This window comes from Paenibacillus rhizolycopersici (assembly GCF_014947195.2).
GTDB classification, from domain to species: Bacteria; Bacillota; Bacilli; order Paenibacillales; family Paenibacillaceae; genus Fontibacillus; species Fontibacillus rhizolycopersici.
Genome location: NZ_JADCNN020000010.1, coordinates 31,070 through 46,023, shown reverse-complemented (window position 1 = coordinate 46,023; position 14,954 = coordinate 31,070). Strand labels below are relative to the sequence as shown.

Here is a 14,954-nt window from a genome sequence, read left to right as displayed (position 1 = left end):
TAACGCAGCAATACCAGTTTAACAGTCTCCATTTTCAAAGTCAAATTAAAAAGCGAACGATTATTCGATCGCATTTTACAAATGTTCGGAATTAATTCATGAATCCAGCAAAAAAGGGCGACGCATTAGGTCAGCCCTTAGAATCCGATATAGCTAGAAGATGATCGATTATTGATGAGTTCCATATGAAGAAGTTCCGTACTTAGGCTACCCCGCAAAGGCGTCCGCATGAGCCCGCTCATAGTTGGCGAACTTGTTAAAGTTCTTCAAGAAGACGAGCTCAACCGTCCCAACCGGGCCGTTCCGCTGTTTCGCGATGATGATCTCGATGATGTTCTTCTTCTCTGTCTCCTGGTTGTAGTAATCATCCCGGTACAGGAACGCTACGATATCGGCATCCTGCTCGATGGAACCGGATTCCCGAAGGTCGGACATCATCGGGCGCTTGTCCTGCCGCTGCTCGACGCCCCGGCTTAACTGAGACAAGGCGATGACCGGTACTTCCAGCTCCCGACCGATTTGCTTCAGCGTCCGGGAAATTTCCGAGACCTCCTGTTGCCGGTTCTCGCCGGGTTTGCCCCGGCCCTGAATCAACTGCAGGTAGTCGATGACGATCATGCCCAGGCCGCGTTCCTTCTTGAGCCGGCGGCATTTCGCCCGGATATCGGCAACGGTGATCCCCGGAGTGTCGTCGATATATATATCCGCTTCCGATAAGGCCGCAATGCCCATCGTCAGCTTTGACCAGTCGTCATCGCTCTTGAAATCGCCGGTACGCATGACGCTGGCGTCAAGGTTGGCTTCGGCGCAGATCATCCGCTGTACCAGCTGAGCCGCGGACATCTCCAGACTGAAGATCGCCACGGTCTCTTTAGCGCGCACCGCCACATTTTGCGCAATGTTCAAGGCGAAAGCCGTTTTACCTACGGATGGCCGCGCCGCTACGATAATCAAGTCGCTGCGCTGGAATCCCGCGGTCATTCTATCCAAATCCACGAATCCGGATGGAATCCCGGTTGTCGTTCCGCGGTTCTGATGCAGCAGCTCAACGCGATCGAACACTTCCATCAGCACGTCGCGAATGGCGATAAACCCGCTGCCCGAGCGGCGGTTGGAAATCTCCAGAATGCGCCGTTCGGCATCGCTGAGCATATCGGCCACGTCTTCGCCGCCGGAATAACCGTCGCTGACGATTTGTGTCGCCGTACGGATCAAACGCCGCAGCATTGATTTCTCTTCGATGATCCGTGCGTAATAATCCACGTTGGCCGCCGTCGGCACGGCATGGGCCAGCTTGGCCAAATAGCTGACGCCGCCGATCTCTTCGAGCTCGCCGCGGTCCTTCAGCTTCGAGGTCAGCGTGACGAGGTCGATTGGCTTGCCTTCCTCGCCCAACTGAACCATCGCTTCAAAGATTAATTGGTGGGGCTTATCGTAAAAATCCTCGGTCCGCACCCGCTCCATCGCGGAGATGAGCGCTTCCGATTGCAGCAGTACCGCCCCGAGTACCGCTTGTTCAGCTTCTAGGTTTTGCGGGGGGATCCGGTCAAAAAACAGATCTCCGCTCATCTTATTCCTCCGTAACGTGAACCTTAAGCGTCGACTTCACTTCCGGGTGAAGCTTCACCGGCACTTGCGTTACGCCTAGAGTCCGGATCGGATCATGCATTTCGATTTTACGCTTATCGAGCTTCACGCCGGCTTTCTCCAGCGCCTCCGCAACTTGCTTGCTGGTAATCGCGCCAAACAAGCGGCCTCCCTCGCCAGCTTTCGCTTTCAACTGTACGGTCATTTCCTCCAGCTTCTTGCCGAGCTGGACTGCCTCTTCCTTCTCCTGCGCTTTGCGCTTCAGTTCGGATGCCGCTTGCTGCTCCAGCGTCTTCACATTACCTTCGGTAGCCGGGCGAACCAGTCCCCGTGGCATCAGGAAGTTCTGTGCATAACCTTCCGATACCTCTTTAACTTCCCCTTTTTTTCCTTGGCCTTTGACATCCTTCAAAAAGATCACTTTCATTCGAATAACCCCTCTTCCTTCTCTATTTCATCCAGCACGGCGAGCAATCGTTTCTCCGCTTCCGTCTGGGTTCCTTCCAATTGAACGGCTGCATTCGTCAAGTGTCCTCCGCCGCCAAGCCGCTCCATGACCACCTGGACATTCATGCTCCCGAGCGAACGGGCGCTGATCCCAATCAGGCCGTCCGGCCGCTCGCTGATCACGAACGAAGCAAGTACGCCGGTCATATTCAGCAGCGTATCCGCCACTTGGGCGATCAACAGCTGCGGGATCTTGCGGTTCGTCTCCGTCACCGCCAAGGCGATATGCCCATGGATCATGCGGGCATGCTTGATGATGTCGGCCTTGGCGATGTACTCCTGCAAGTCTTCCTTCAACAATCGCTGCACCATCACCGTGTCCGCCCCGTTTCGACGGAGGAACGCCGCAGCCTCAAACGTCCGAGAGCCGGTGTGAAGCGCGAAATGCTTCGTATCGACGGTGATGCCCGCGAGCAGCGTCGTCGCTTCCAGCGGGCTGAGCTCCACCTTCTCGTGAATGTACTGCAGCAGCTCCGTAACGAGCTCGCACGCCGAGGAAGCGTAAGGCTCCAGATAGACGAGCACCGCATCGGCCACGAATTCTTCCCCGCGGCGATGGTGGTCCACGATGACGACGCGGCTCGCTTCTTCGACCAGCCGGGGCTCCATCGTAATGGAGGCCTTATGCGTATCGACGAGCACGAGCAGCGTGTGCTCGGTCATCAAATTCAGGGCCTGCTCCGGCGTGATAAACCGCCGGAGCAGGGCCTCTTCTTTGCCGATGCGCTCCATCAGGCGCTCGATCGCCGGGTTCGGGCCATCCAGCACGATGTGGGCCTCGACCTTGTACATATCGGCGGCCTTCAGCACGCCGATGGAGGCGCCGATCACGTCGAGGTCCGGCACGCGATGGCCCATGATGATGACGCGGTCGCTCTCCTGCATCAAATCGCGCAAGGCATGCGCGATGACGCGGGCGCGGACGCGCGTCCGCTTCTCTATGGCGCCGGATTTGCCGCCATAGAAGGACAACCGCTGACCGGCCTTCACCGCGGCCTGGTCTCCCCCGCGGCCGAGCGCCATATCCAAGCTGGACTGGGCGAGTTCGCCCAGCTCGCTGAAGCGCTCGGCACCAAATGCGAGGCCGATGCTGAGCGTAATCGGCACCTTCAGGTCCGCGGTCATTTCGCGGACCTCGTCCAAGATCACGAACCGGCTTTGCTCCAGTTCGTCCAGCGATTTCTGATTCAGGATCATCAGATATCGCTCGGAGGACAGCCGCCGCAGGTACACGCGGTACTGTTTGGCCCATTCCGTGATCGCCGTCGCTACGCGGGCGATCAAGGCGGTCCGCTGCTGGTCATCCATCCCCTGGGTAGCCTCATCTAGATTGTCCAGCAGGATGATGCCCAGCGCGGCCCGTTCGTCTTCGTACCGACTGCGCAGCACCGCCAACTCTGTCATATCATGAATGTAAATGAGTCGTTCATTCGTATCGATGGCCAATTCGTAATGTCGATCCCCAACCATCGTCTCCACGGTTGTCCGAGCACCGCCGCCATCTTTCTTGTCGCGGCTTGGCGCAGGGAGCTGCGGCAGTAGCTCGGACAAAGGTAGACCTACGACGGAGTCTTTACCGTACATGCCGGCTACGAAATGGTTATGCCATTCGATCGTCCGCTCCTCGCTATAGAGCATCAGACCAAACGGCAGTTTACTGACCGCCTCGCCTTCTACCCGTTTGATCCGGTAGTTCAAATCGGTCACGTAGCGGATCAGCTCTTTGCGGAACTGCCGCTCCGCCCTTAGCATGCTGTAAGTCAACACGCAGACAAGGCATAAGCAGACTAGCCCCAAAATCCAGTTAAAGTAGGAGACGAAGATGACGAGCAGCAACTGAAGCATGAACATCCATACGGTCTGGTACCCGTACCAACGTTTTTGCAAAATATTAGGCATGCCTTCTCACCCTATCGTCTTGATCTCGTAATCATATCCCGTAGCGGAAATGCAATGTCCAGAATCCCCACGATTCGCAGCGGCGGAATAAACAACATCGCTACGATCAACAGGATCGGAATGACCGGGTTCCACTTGCGGTGATAGGCCGCAAAGAAGAAGAAGCTTGCCGTTTGAACCATAAAGAGGAATTGCAACAGCGGCATCAGGTTCAACAAAATCGTGCCCATGAACCCCTGCTGAACAGCTTCTCCGCCGAACCACTGCAGCAGCACGCCAATCAGGTAATACCAAATCAGCGAACGCGGCAACCGCCAATCGCGGATCGGCGGCAGCTTCGGCACCGCATGCCCTAAGCTGGATAACGTCGGCCTAGAGATGGCATGGGCCACCGCAGCGATCAGAAGCGAGCAGACGATCATCGTAAACGGAATCATTCGCACCGTGAGACTGGAAAACTGCTGACTCATCTCCGGTGACCAGACGATCCCGCCGGCCAGCGAGCTGTCGGCGACATTCGTAAACGGAGCCATGGCCGAATTGACCAGGTCCTCAATCGCCGTAGCCAGGTTAAAGTCAAAGAACACCGTGCTGATCAGAAGGACCAGCAAAAATTCCAGCAAAATGGTGCCGGCTCCCGTCATGATCGTGCGAAAGGCCGGAACTCTTTTCTTATATAAATAGCCCATCACGATCGAAGGAATAATAAAATAAACGGCCTGCAGCAGAATAACCGGTCCGAAGATCAGCGAAGCCGCTAGCCAGACCACCGCTACGTGCACGAGAAACACCCTTGTCGACAAGGTCGTGTACAACAAGATGCCCGGCACGATCAGAAAAAACATCGTAATCACGGTAAGCGGAGTTGCAAGTGACAGCAGAAGCAGCAAATATGCGGCGCTCCAGGCCACCGATGTCCAGCGTAACTTCAAATGGGTTCACCTCTTACGCATATGTTCTTCCAGGGTAGAAATATCTTGATACCAATCCTCGAGCTGGTGACCCTCCTGCTTATGTTTTTTCAGTTTCTCCAAGATGCTGTCATCCATATCCCGATAGGAAACACCTAGTCTTCGTCCCAAAATATAACTGCTGACAATCAGACTGGCAAGACTGTCCATAACCCGTGTCGTGCTGCCTTCCCATAATGCTTTAAACAAACGGGATACGTGATCGACTACTTCCGTTTTGAGCCATTCAATCACCTTGGCACGTTTGGCCACATCCATTTCCCTTTGCATGGCGGACAGCTTCCACCCTCCCCGAAAAAGCTTTATTCTTCATTATAGCATAATGCAACCGCGACAAAAGACGCAAACCTTTAGGATTTATTGGGGTTGTGCCGCATTTCGGGTCACGAACTTCTCGCAATATTCGATAATTTGGCTGCGCCGGACGATCCCGATGAACCGGCCCCGGTCGTCAACGACAGGCACAAAGTTTTGCACCTTCGCTAGATTGATCAGGTCCTCCATATCCGCATCGATCCGTACCGGTTTCATGTCCATCTTCAGCGGAACGTCCTTGAGCAGAAATTTTGAAGCGGTCTCAAAATTAATCCTACCATCGGAATTTTTCATATGCCAAAGTAAGTCGCCTTCCGTCACCGTGCCGACATACGCACCGTCCCGGTCGATGATCGGCACAGCCGTATATCGGTGAAACTCCATGCGTTCCAACGTCTGCCGCAAGGTGGAATCCAGCGTTACGGTCACCACGTCATTTTTCGGAAGCAAAAAAAACGCTATATTCATGAGAACAAAATCCTCCTCATCCTTCATTCAGACTCCCCTAATTGATACGTTTCGAAACGGGATATGTTCCGGGACGGGCCGTGTGAAATCGGCAGCCGGAACACCGGACTGCCGAGGTTTGATATAAACCTATAAAGCGGTTTAATCTAAAGTATGATGCCCCAAGATGACTCATTCTTGCTATTGCTTGTTGGTTGCCGTTCCCTGCGTGCCATTTGACTCGGTCGCGGCCTTCTCGGCGTCCCGCGATTCCGGCGTAATCAAGGCGGACGTTTCCGTTTCCGGGTTGAGCCAGCTGTCGATCATCTCTTTAGCAAAGTTCACATCTTCTTCGTTGGCCTTATCATAATAAATGCCGTTCAGCCGCATCCCTTCGCCCATAATCGTAAATCCGCTAATTTGCGGAGAAGCATCGCCCAGCAGCACTTGCTTGGACAAATCGATGATTTGGCTTGGCGGCAGGTCCGTCTTAAAATTATCGCCCATCAGGTTCATCAATTCAGGAATTTTTGTCACTTGATTCAGCTTTAACATTCGATCGACCATGGCGTTTAGAAACACCTGATGCCGTTTCGTCCGGTTAAAGTCACTGTCCTCGCGGTAACGGACGAAGTTCAAAGCCTCCGTTCCGTCGTACAGCGGTTTCCCCGCTTTAATCGTAAACTTCTCATGATCCGCTTGCTTATTCACGATATCCTTGGTAATCGGCAGCTCGACGCCGCCCAATGCATCAACGATATCCCGCACGCCCTGGAAGTTGATGGCCGCATAGTTATCGACCGGATATCCGATGAAATGCTCCACCGTGTCCTTGGCCATTTTCTCTCCGCCAAAAGCATACGCATGGTTAATCTTGTCTTCCTTATCCTTGCCCACAATCTCTGTGTAGGTGTCGCGAGGGATGGATACCAACAGCACCTTCGCATCCTCTGGGCGCACCACCGCATAGATCATCGTATCCGAACGAGCCGGCTCGTTATTTCGTTGATCCACGCCGAGCAGCAGTACGCTGAACGGCTTCATGTTCTCTTCCTGCGGCTGCACGGCCTGCGCTTCTTCCCCTTCCAGCGGAGAATAGGATCGCTCCAGAGTCTCCTCGACTTTCCCTGACAGGAACAAGTCAAACGCCATCACGGCGAGGGGTTTACGGAATAAATATCCCCCTGCCCCAATCACCAGTAGGATCACCAGTGAAAGGATTGCCACTTTTCTACGATTTTTCTTTGGTTTTGCCTTATGCCTTTTCTGTCGTTCGATCATTGATTTACGCCTCCATCGCCATTCTGGTTGATTTCGCATATCTTCATCTATGAGTTCGTCACGAGTCTACTTTTCTGCACGTCTCTATCTATCACTTTTCAAAACAACTCTACCGCTTCGTACTATAACACATCGGGGAATTCGGGTACAACAATAGGGTACATGCAGATGCTGGTCGGCTAACCAGGCAGGCATCCAAATTAGGTTTGAGGTGGCAAAAAAGAGAGACCCGCTCCTTCCGGAGATCGGGCCTCTACCATGATCGATTTGTAGAGCTAACTTGCTTTCGCTGAAGTTTAGGACAATACGGTCCCAGGCTGCAGCGGGAAATGGCAGGCCACTTGGCGTCCGGGGACTGCCTCAACCAATTGCGGCTCTACCTTGGAACAAAGCTCTTGGGCGAACGGACAGCGGGTATGGAAGCGGCAGCCGGAAGGCGGGTTCGCCGGGGAGGGAACATCCCCCTGCAGCACGATCCGCTCCTGCTTGCGGCCCGGCACCGGCTTTGGAATCGCCGACAACAAAGCGGCGGTATAGGGGTGCAGCGGCGACGCGAACAACGTCTCCGTCTCTCCAACCTCCACCAGCTTACCCAGATACATGACGCCGACCCGGTCAGATATATGTCGGACAACGTTAAGCCCGTGTGCAATAAAGAGGAATGTCAGGCCCAGTTCCCGTTGCAGCTTCATGAGCAGATTAATCACTTGGGATTGGACGGACACGTCAAGCGCCGACACCGCCTCATCAGCCACGATGAACTTCGGGTTAAGCGCTATTGCCCGGGCAATGCCGATCCGCTGTCGCTGCCCGCCGGAGAATTCATGCGGATAACGATTGCGCCGGGTGGCATCCAATCCGACCAGCTCCATGAGCTCAACAACTCGCGCATCTATCTGTTTGGGAGACATGTTGCGATGCACGCGCAACGGCTCACCGATGATGTCTTTAACCAGAAACCGAGGGTTTAATGAACCAAACGGATCTTGGAAGATAATTTGCATCTCTTCGCGAAGCTTCCGCAGCTCGGGACCCCGTAATGAATGGATATCTTGGCCTTGGTATACCACTGCGCCCTCCGTGGCTCCTTGCAAACGAAGAATAACACGCCCTAATGTCGACTTACCGCAGCCGGATTCCCCAACCAGTCCAAACGTTTCCCCTTGGCGAATCGCCAGGGACACATCGTCCACCGCCTTCACTTGGCCGACAACTCGGCTGAGCAGGCCCTTGTGAATCGGGAAATACTTCTTGATCCCGCGGATATCCACCAGGATCTCCCCGGATTTCGAACCGATCGGTCGCTTTGCCTCTACATTTGCCGTTTCCGTCATCATGCGGGTTTCACCTCGTCTCTACTGCTATGGGAATCGTCCAGACGTACCGGCTTATCTTCATAAAGCCAGCAGGAAGCGCGATGATCTGCTCCAATCATAAACTCAGGAGGTTCCTTCTGCCGACACACCTCCGTTGCATGCGGGCAGCGCGGGTGGAACCGGCACCCGGAAGGCAACTGGCCAATCGGCGGAATGGTCCCCTGGATCGTGTAGAGCTCTCCACCCCGTTCCCCTTCAAAGCCCGGGATGGATTGAAGCAGCCCCACAGTGTACGGGTGGCTGGGCTGGTTGAAGATATCCTCCACCGGCCCCTCTTCAACGATTGCCCCCGCATACATAACCGCTACCCGGTCTGCCATTTCCGCCGCTACACCCATATCATGGGTGATCAGCAGGATGGACATGCCGAGTTCAGCCTGCAGCTTCCGCAGCAGATCCAGGATTTGCGCCTGAACGGTCACGTCCAGTGCGGTCGTCGGTTCGTCGGCAATCAACAGCTCTGGATTGCAGGCTAGAGCGGTGGCAATAACGACCCGCTGGCACATCCCGCCTGACAGTTCATGTGGATACTGCTTGGCACGAATTTCCGGTGCAGGGATGCCGACGAGCCTAAGTAGATCGATGGCCATGTTCCAGGCTTCGCCTGCGGATTTATTCTGATGCAGCCGCAAGCTCTCGGCGATTTGTTCCCCTACGGTAAATACCGGATTCAGGGCCGACATCGGGTCTTGAAAGATCATAGCGATTTGATTGCCGCGGATATTTCGCATCTCATCTTGTTTCTTAGCTGCTAATTCCTGTCCCCGGAACGAGATGTTGCCCTCCATGATCGTCCCGCCGGCGTAATCGATCAGGCGCATGATGGCGAGCGAGGTGACGCTTTTCCCACTGCCCGATTCGCCTACCAGACAAACCGTCTGCCCCTTGCCTATGGATAACGAAATCCGATCCGTCGCTTTAACGACCCCATTCTCCGTCAAAAAGCCCGCCGTCAGTTTTCGGATTTCGAGAAGTTTCTCCGCCATTTTGCCAGCCTCCTCCGGGATTTGTTCAGATTCTGTCTTGGATCCAGCGCATCGCGGATACCGTCACCGATAAAGTTCACCGCAAGGACGACAATCAAGATACACAAGCCAGGGTATACGGCCTGCATTTTATCAACTAACATAAACTCCTGCGCATTACTCAGCATGAGCCCCCAGCTGGTGGCCGGCGGCTGGATGCCTAAACCAAGGTAAGACAAGGCCGATTCGCTAAGAATGGCCGCACCGACCATCAAGGTCGCGTTGACGATAATCGGGAACGTAGAGTTTCGCAATAAATGACGGAATATGATGCCCGTGTTGGACACCCCGATCGCACGAGCGGCCTCCACGTACTGCATCTCCCGCAGTTGGAGGAAGTTCCCCCGTACCAGCCGAGCGATGCTCATCCAGCTAGTAAAAGCCAAGATCAATATCATATACTTGATTTCCGATCCGAAGATCGCCAGCACCAAAATGTTGAGGAACAACGTAGGTACCGAGTTCATGACGTCAACGATCCGCATGAACACCGTGTCCACCCATCCGCCAAAATAACCGGAAATAGCGCCGATAATCGAACCTACAACCACCGATGCCAAGGCGACCGAAAACCCGATTAACAAGGAGATTCTCGCGCTATACAATAACCTTGCGAATACGTCACGACCCAATTCATCCGTTCCCAGCAGATGACCCTCAGCCCCTGCCTTGAGATTCGGAAACATCATATCGATTTTTGCCGGATCGTACTTGGTAATCCACGGCGCAAATACGGCGGCGAGGATAAAGATAAGCAATACCACAAATCCAGTCATCGCGTAGGGATTTCGCGAAAACTTCCTCCACAACATCCCCCAAGGCCCTAAAGGCTTCTTCGCTGAAAGTGAGGTTGCCGAGTCTTTGAGGTTAGGCGATGGATTGGGTTCTGGCGTCACTACGTCCGGGGATGTTCTCGACGATATCGTTACCTTCATATCACTCATGCTGCCTTTGTCCCCTTTCCTCCCAATTTGACTCGCGGATCCACAATGGCATACAGAATATCCGCTAATAAGCTGCCGATGACGACCACCACGGCGGTGACGATCGTAATCGCCATTAACACGGAATATTCCCGTGCAGTAGCCATCTCAACATAGAGGCGCCCCATCCCTGGCCAGTTAAATACATTTTCAGTCAATGCCGCCCCACCTACAAGGATCGGCAAATCCAATCCTAAGATCGTAATGATCGGGATGAGCGCATTTCGCAGGGCATGGCGGAATATGACTTTCCTTTCCTTTACCCCTTTAGCACGGGCAGTTCGAATGTAATCCTGTTCTAACACTTCCAACATACTGGCTCGAGCGTATTTAATGTAGGAAGCAAGGAAGCCCAAAGAGAGGACGGTGACTGGCAATACCAGATGCATGAACAAATCAAAGACGCTTCCCTCCTTGCCGCGGCTATGCATGTCCGAAAGCGGAAACCAATCCAAGCCAAGGGAGAACCATTGTTGTAACAGGATACCGAACCAAAAAGTCGGCATGGCAAAACCTAAATAAGAAATAAAGGATGCCGTCTGATCTGAAATGCCGTACACTTTCGTGCTGTTGTAAATGCCCCAAGGTAGAGCGATAACAAGCGTAAGCAACCAAGCTGCGCCCATCAAAATTAGCGTGTTAGCGATCCGCGGCCAGAGCAAATCACCAACCGGCAAATGGTTTTTAAACGTATAACCCATGTCGCCTTGCAGCAAGTCTCCGACCCATCGAATATATTGGACGGGAATCGGTTGATCCAGCCCCATATTGTGCCTCTGCTGTTCAAAAGCTTCCGGCGACAAACCGGGGGCAAGCATGACTTGAGTTGGACCGCCCGGTGCTGCATGGATGAGCAAAAAGGTGACGACAGTGATCAAAAAAATAACTAGAACCGATTGCAGTAAGCGACGGATCAGATATTCTGTCATCGTTTTATCCTCCCACATTTAATAGGTATAAAGCCGCAGGGAAACTTCCTTCCTTGAAAGGGAGAAGGAGAAAGAGAATTCTCCCTTTCCCCTCCTGCGGTTTATTTCCTGTATCCGTACAACTTCTTATTCGGTTACCCACCATTTAATAGCATGGAAGTATTGACCATAACCCAATGATGGTTCAGGTCGGTCATCCTCAGCCCAATGTACTCTTGGTCCCGTCCCAATCGCACTACCATATTGGTACAGGAATACATAAGGCAAGTCAGTGGAGATCTCTTTGGCTACTTCTTTATAGATCTTTTGGCGTTCCGCTTGGTCTACTGTAGAGTATCCATCCACCCATAATTGATCGAGTTTTTCGTTTTTATACCAACCGCTGTTTTGTCCTGCTGGCGGGAAATACTTCGAAGAGAAGATACTCTCGGAATCAGGGTCTGGCGTATTCAAAGACCAGGCCAGAAGAATCGCTTGATATTTACCTGGCGTTACATTCTGGTCAATCCAAGCTGCGAAATCGATCCCCTTCGGAGTCACTTCAATGCCAACATCTTTCAGGTTCTGTTGGATGATTGCCGACACCTGCTCACGACGGCTATTCCCGGCATTGTACTGCAATTCGAAGGAGAAACGATGTCCATCCTTTTCAAGAATCCCGTCTTTGCCGGCTACCCAACCGTCTTCTGCCAACAATTGTTTGGCCTTCTCAGGATTGTAATCATAATTAACGGCAGCATCTTTCGGATCGGCCCATGTATCCGGGAGGAACGGGGCATTCATCAATGCGCCGACGCCCTTCAATACATTATCAACCATCCCTTGCCGATTGATCGCGTAGGCAATGGCCTGTCTTGTCTTCTGCCCTTCGAATAAACCATATTTTTCAGGGAAGTTTTTCGAATCGAAGTTAAAATTGATATATTCATACGTTGGTCCCGGCTTCTGAATGACGTCAATCTTGTCATTTCCCTTAACGACCTCAACCTGAGTCACAGGGATGGCGCTGACATGATCGGTGTCTCCTTTGAGTAATGCCTGAACCTCCGTATTTTGATCGGCATAAATTTTATAAATAACTTGGGCAATATGCGGTTTGACGGCTCCCCAATAGTTTGGATCGGCATCAAGTGTATGGCTTTCCCCTTGCTTCCAAGCGGTCCACTTCCATGGTCCATTCGTGACCGTCTTCGCTGGATCGGTGCCGTAAGCATTAGATTGAAGTTCTTTCACAGGAATATCCTTAAGGACATGGGCTGGAACCAACTCCGTCACCAGCGTGTATTGGAAAGGAGCATAAATTTGTTTCAATTTAATGTTTGCGGTATGGTCATCTACTTTATCGATTTTCTCAACCTTATCAAATAAGCTGATGCCTGGAGCACCTGCTTCCGGATTGCGAACCGTATCGAAAGTATAGATGAGGTCATCTACCGTTACCGGCTGTCCGTCGCTCCATTTCGCTGTATCTTTCAGCTTTACGGTATATGTCAAACCATCCTCTGAAATTTGCGGGAGCTCGGATGCCAAAGACCAAGGTTCGGCAGCGACATTCCCTTCGCGATCCAAGTCGTACAACTTGGCGAACAGGAACTGAGCTACATCGCCGGAAGAAGTATCATTAATGAAAATAGGGTTCAAGCTGACGACGTCAGAGAAAGTGCTCAATGTAATCGTACCGCCATCCACCGGCTCATCGGCCGATGGTTCTGCTTCAGGCTCCGTTGTATTCTCTGGAGTTGTGTTGTTCTCTGTCGGAGTCGGCGTATTGGAAGCTGTGTTATTGGTACTGCAGCCCGTAAACAAAATTCCTACGAGGGATAAAATAAGTAAAAGGGACCATAAACTTCTCTTCTTAGCCACCATGTGTGTTGACTCCTCCTTGTTTAATGAAGTTGAGAACATGCAGTTTCGTCTAGTTTCACTTTCGTCTGGATCTGTCCTCCAATCTCCCCCTTTATCTTCTTCCGTCACTTCTAACCGTGCTTACAGCCTGGAATAAAACGACTTACCTATTAACCTTTGGCACTACCTCTACCATGACCTCTAGCCTTTAAGGAGTTGAATTCCATGAGCCATTTGTAATAAAGGGTGACATAGGTTCGGTATAAACCAACGGTTAATAAGGGTCTTTAGCCGGTCCCCAGCAAGGGAAAAACACCAGTTGAATTATTGTTCATAATACATGTGAAAATATCTCACGTCAATATCTTTTTTAATCGTTTGTTGGCTCCTTTTTACCCCTGAATTACTAATATTTTATAGAATTTTTGAATATGAAGCGTTTGCAAAAAGTTGAACGTTAATTTTTCTTACTCGTACTTAACCAGATATGTTAACAATTTTCGATGTTTATCTATCTATCTCGTCACGAATCGACTGAATCTCCCCTCCATTTACTAGAATTATGTCGTAAGTACTCGATAGGTGGTTCTTTAGTCATCCCTTTTCTAAACAAAAAAACAGCCGAACCCTAAGGTTCGGCTGTCTCTTTAGCAGATCACTGCTTATTCCGTTGTGTAAGGAAGCAATGCGATTTGACGGGAGCGTTTGATCGCGATCGTCAAAAGGCGTTGGTATTTAGCGCTAGTGCCAGTAACACGACGAGGCAAAATCTTGCCGCGTTCGCTGATGAATTTCTTCAGCAGCTCCGTATCTTTATAGTCAATGTGAGTAATTTTATTCACAGTGAAGTAGCACACTTTACGACGTTTGTTGCGGCCGCCACGGCGAGCCGGTCTTTTGTCGTCTCCGCCTTCTCTTTGCTTGAAGCTCATGCTTGTCAGTCCTTTCCGTGTTTAAAATGGCAAATCGTCATCCGAGATATCGATCGGTTTCCCGTCGTCGGAGAATGGATCATCTTGATTGCCGCGTGAGAAATTACCGCCACGGTTGCTATTGCCACCGCCGCCGCCTCCGAATGGAGCTTCCTCCCGCGTACCGCCGCCACCACCTGCACCGCCTTCGCGGTTCGATTCCAAGAAACGGACATTATCGGCAATAACTTCGGTTACGTATACGCGTTTACCTTCGTTATTCTCGTAGTTCCGTACTTGAATACGTCCTTCCACAGCCGTTAACCGGCCTTTACGCAAATAGTTCGCGCAAGTTTCGGCAAGCTGTCTCCAGGTTACGACCGGGATAAAATCCGCTTCGCGTTCGCCCCCTTGCGAGGTGAACGGTCTGTCCACTGCAAGCGTAAACTGAGTTACCGCTACGCCGGCTGGCGTATATCGCAGCTCTGGATCCCGGGTAAGACGTCCGATGAGTATGACACGGTTCAACAATCAAATCCCCTCCTTCGGGCAATGGTTACTCAAACTTGAATTAGGCTACGTCTTTCGTAATGAGATAACGGATAACCTCGTCGGAAATCTTCAAGATCCGTTCCAACTCAGCTACCACTTCAGGGGTAGCTGTGAAATTTACGAGAACGTAAACTCCATCGCGAACCTTGTTAATCTCATACGCAAGCCGGCGTTTGCCCATCACGTCATGTTTGGTAATTTCACCGCCGTTTTGGATGATGCCTTGGAATTTTTCGACTGTAGCTTGAACAGCTTCTTGTTCAACGTCAGGACGAATAATGTACATCACTTCGTATTTGCGCATCTGATTCACCTCCTCTTGGACT

The 14,954-nt window shown here is 51.9% G+C and carries 15 protein-coding genes; all 15 read right to left on the bottom strand.

Features of this window, described 5'->3' with window-relative positions:
- Positions 1–207 precede the first annotated feature (207 nt).
- The 15 genes from dnaB to rpsF all read right to left on the bottom strand — a co-directional run bounded on the left by dnaB (position 208) and on the right by rpsF (position 14,932).
- Complete coding sequence (dnaB, locus tag IM700_RS12580) at positions 208–1,569, bottom strand: replicative DNA helicase (protein WP_155604547.1); 1,362 nt, start codon at positions 1,567–1,569, stop codon at positions 208–210.
- Position 1,570: 1 nt separating this feature from the next.
- Positions 1,571–2,014, bottom strand: coding sequence for a 50S ribosomal protein L9 (rplI, locus tag IM700_RS12575; RefSeq protein WP_155604546.1), 444 nt, complete (start codon positions 2,012–2,014; stop codon positions 1,571–1,573).
- Entirely contained in the window at positions 2,011–3,993 is a 1,983-nt protein-coding gene (locus IM700_RS12570; protein ID WP_155604545.1) for a DHH family phosphoesterase, read from the bottom strand. The genes rplI and IM700_RS12570 overlap by 4 nt, the downstream gene beginning before the upstream one ends.
- Positions 3,994–4,004: 11 nt before the next feature.
- Entirely contained in the window at positions 4,005–4,925 is a 921-nt protein-coding gene (locus tag IM700_RS12565; RefSeq protein WP_155604544.1) for a DUF2232 domain-containing protein, read from the bottom strand.
- A gap of 6 nt (positions 4,926–4,931) precedes the next feature.
- The gene (locus IM700_RS12560) at positions 4,932–5,234 is read right to left on the bottom strand and encodes a MazG-like family protein (protein ID WP_193417599.1); all 303 of its coding nucleotides are present in this window, start codon (positions 5,232–5,234) and stop codon (positions 4,932–4,934) included.
- A gap of 87 nt (positions 5,235–5,321) precedes the next feature.
- Positions 5,322–5,747, bottom strand: a complete 426-nt coding sequence (locus tag IM700_RS12555; protein WP_155604542.1) for a CBS domain-containing protein — start codon at positions 5,745–5,747, stop codon at positions 5,322–5,324.
- Between the two features lie 180 nt (positions 5,748–5,927).
- A complete protein-coding gene (locus tag IM700_RS12550) occupies positions 5,928–7,007 on the bottom strand; it encodes an LCP family protein (RefSeq protein WP_193417601.1) in 1,080 nt (359 codons plus the stop codon).
- A 296-nt stretch (positions 7,008–7,303) separates the two neighbouring features.
- Positions 7,304–8,344 carry an ABC transporter ATP-binding protein gene (locus IM700_RS12545; RefSeq protein ID WP_155604540.1) on the bottom strand — a complete coding sequence of 347 codons (1,041 nt, stop codon included), beginning with the start codon at positions 8,342–8,344 and terminating at the stop codon, positions 7,304–7,306.
- A complete protein-coding gene (locus tag IM700_RS12540; RefSeq protein WP_155604539.1) occupies positions 8,341–9,369 on the bottom strand; it encodes an ABC transporter ATP-binding protein in 1,029 nt (342 codons plus the stop codon). Before IM700_RS12540 ends, IM700_RS12545 begins: the two co-directional genes overlap by 4 nt.
- Positions 9,336–10,352 (bottom strand): ABC transporter permease, encoded by a 1,017-nt coding sequence (locus IM700_RS12535; protein WP_193417603.1) that lies wholly within the window; start codon positions 10,350–10,352, stop codon positions 9,336–9,338. The genes IM700_RS12540 and IM700_RS12535 overlap by 34 nt, the downstream gene beginning before the upstream one ends.
- The gene (locus IM700_RS12530; RefSeq protein WP_155604537.1) at positions 10,349–11,320 is read right to left on the bottom strand and encodes an ABC transporter permease; all 972 of its coding nucleotides are present in this window, start codon (positions 11,318–11,320) and stop codon (positions 10,349–10,351) included. The genes IM700_RS12535 and IM700_RS12530 overlap by 4 nt, the downstream gene beginning before the upstream one ends.
- 126 nt (positions 11,321–11,446) lie before the next feature.
- Positions 11,447–13,186: an ABC transporter substrate-binding protein gene (locus IM700_RS12525; RefSeq protein ID WP_155604907.1), complete on the bottom strand. Its 1,740-nt coding sequence runs from the start codon at positions 13,184–13,186 to the stop codon at positions 11,447–11,449.
- A gap of 641 nt (positions 13,187–13,827) precedes the next feature.
- Positions 13,828–14,097 carry a 30S ribosomal protein S18 gene (gene rpsR / locus IM700_RS12520; protein ID WP_009223360.1) on the bottom strand — a complete coding sequence of 90 codons (270 nt, stop codon included), beginning with the start codon at positions 14,095–14,097 and terminating at the stop codon, positions 13,828–13,830.
- A 21-nt stretch (positions 14,098–14,118) separates the two neighbouring features.
- Positions 14,119–14,607 (bottom strand): single-stranded DNA-binding protein, encoded by a 489-nt coding sequence (ssb, locus tag IM700_RS12515; RefSeq protein ID WP_155604536.1) that lies wholly within the window; start codon positions 14,605–14,607, stop codon positions 14,119–14,121.
- A gap of 40 nt (positions 14,608–14,647) precedes the next feature.
- A complete protein-coding gene (gene rpsF / locus IM700_RS12510; protein WP_155604535.1) occupies positions 14,648–14,932 on the bottom strand; it encodes a 30S ribosomal protein S6 in 285 nt (94 codons plus the stop codon).
- Between the last annotated feature and the right edge of the window lie 22 nt (positions 14,933–14,954).

Excerpts from the sequence above, each read along its gene's own strand:
- rplI (WP_155604546.1), bottom strand. The coding sequence starts at position 2,014 with ATGAAAGTGATCTTTTTGAAGGATGTCAAAGGCCAAGGAAAAAAAGGG.
- IM700_RS12550 (WP_193417601.1), bottom strand. The coding sequence starts at position 7,007 with ATGATCGAACGACAGAAAAGGCATAAGGCAAAACCAAAGAAAAATCGT.
- rpsR (WP_009223360.1), bottom strand. The coding sequence starts at position 14,097 with ATGAGCTTCAAGCAAAGAGAAGGCGGAGACGACAAAAGACCGGCTCGC.
- IM700_RS12535 (WP_193417603.1), bottom strand. The coding sequence starts at position 10,352 with ATGAGTGATATGAAGGTAACGATATCGTCGAGAACATCCCCGGACGTA.
- IM700_RS12540 (WP_155604539.1), bottom strand. The coding sequence starts at position 9,369 with ATGGCGGAGAAACTTCTCGAAATCCGAAAACTGACGGCGGGCTTTTTG.
- IM700_RS12545 (WP_155604540.1), bottom strand. The coding sequence starts at position 8,344 with ATGATGACGGAAACGGCAAATGTAGAGGCAAAGCGACCGATCGGTTCG.
- IM700_RS12525 (WP_155604907.1), bottom strand. The coding sequence starts at position 13,186 with ATGGTGGCTAAGAAGAGAAGTTTATGGTCCCTTTTACTTATTTTATCC.
- IM700_RS12530 (WP_155604537.1), bottom strand. The coding sequence starts at position 11,320 with ATGACAGAATATCTGATCCGTCGCTTACTGCAATCGGTTCTAGTTATT.
- rpsF (WP_155604535.1), bottom strand. The coding sequence starts at position 14,932 with ATGCGCAAATACGAAGTGATGTACATTATTCGTCCTGACGTTGAACAA.
- IM700_RS12555 (WP_155604542.1), bottom strand. The coding sequence starts at position 5,747 with ATGAATATAGCGTTTTTTTTGCTTCCGAAAAATGACGTGGTGACCGTA.
- IM700_RS12570 (WP_155604545.1), bottom strand. The coding sequence starts at position 3,993 with ATGCCTAATATTTTGCAAAAACGTTGGTACGGGTACCAGACCGTATGG.
- dnaB (WP_155604547.1), bottom strand. The coding sequence starts at position 1,569 with ATGAGCGGAGATCTGTTTTTTGACCGGATCCCCCCGCAAAACCTAGAA.
- IM700_RS12560 (WP_193417599.1), bottom strand. The coding sequence starts at position 5,234 with ATGCAAAGGGAAATGGATGTGGCCAAACGTGCCAAGGTGATTGAATGG.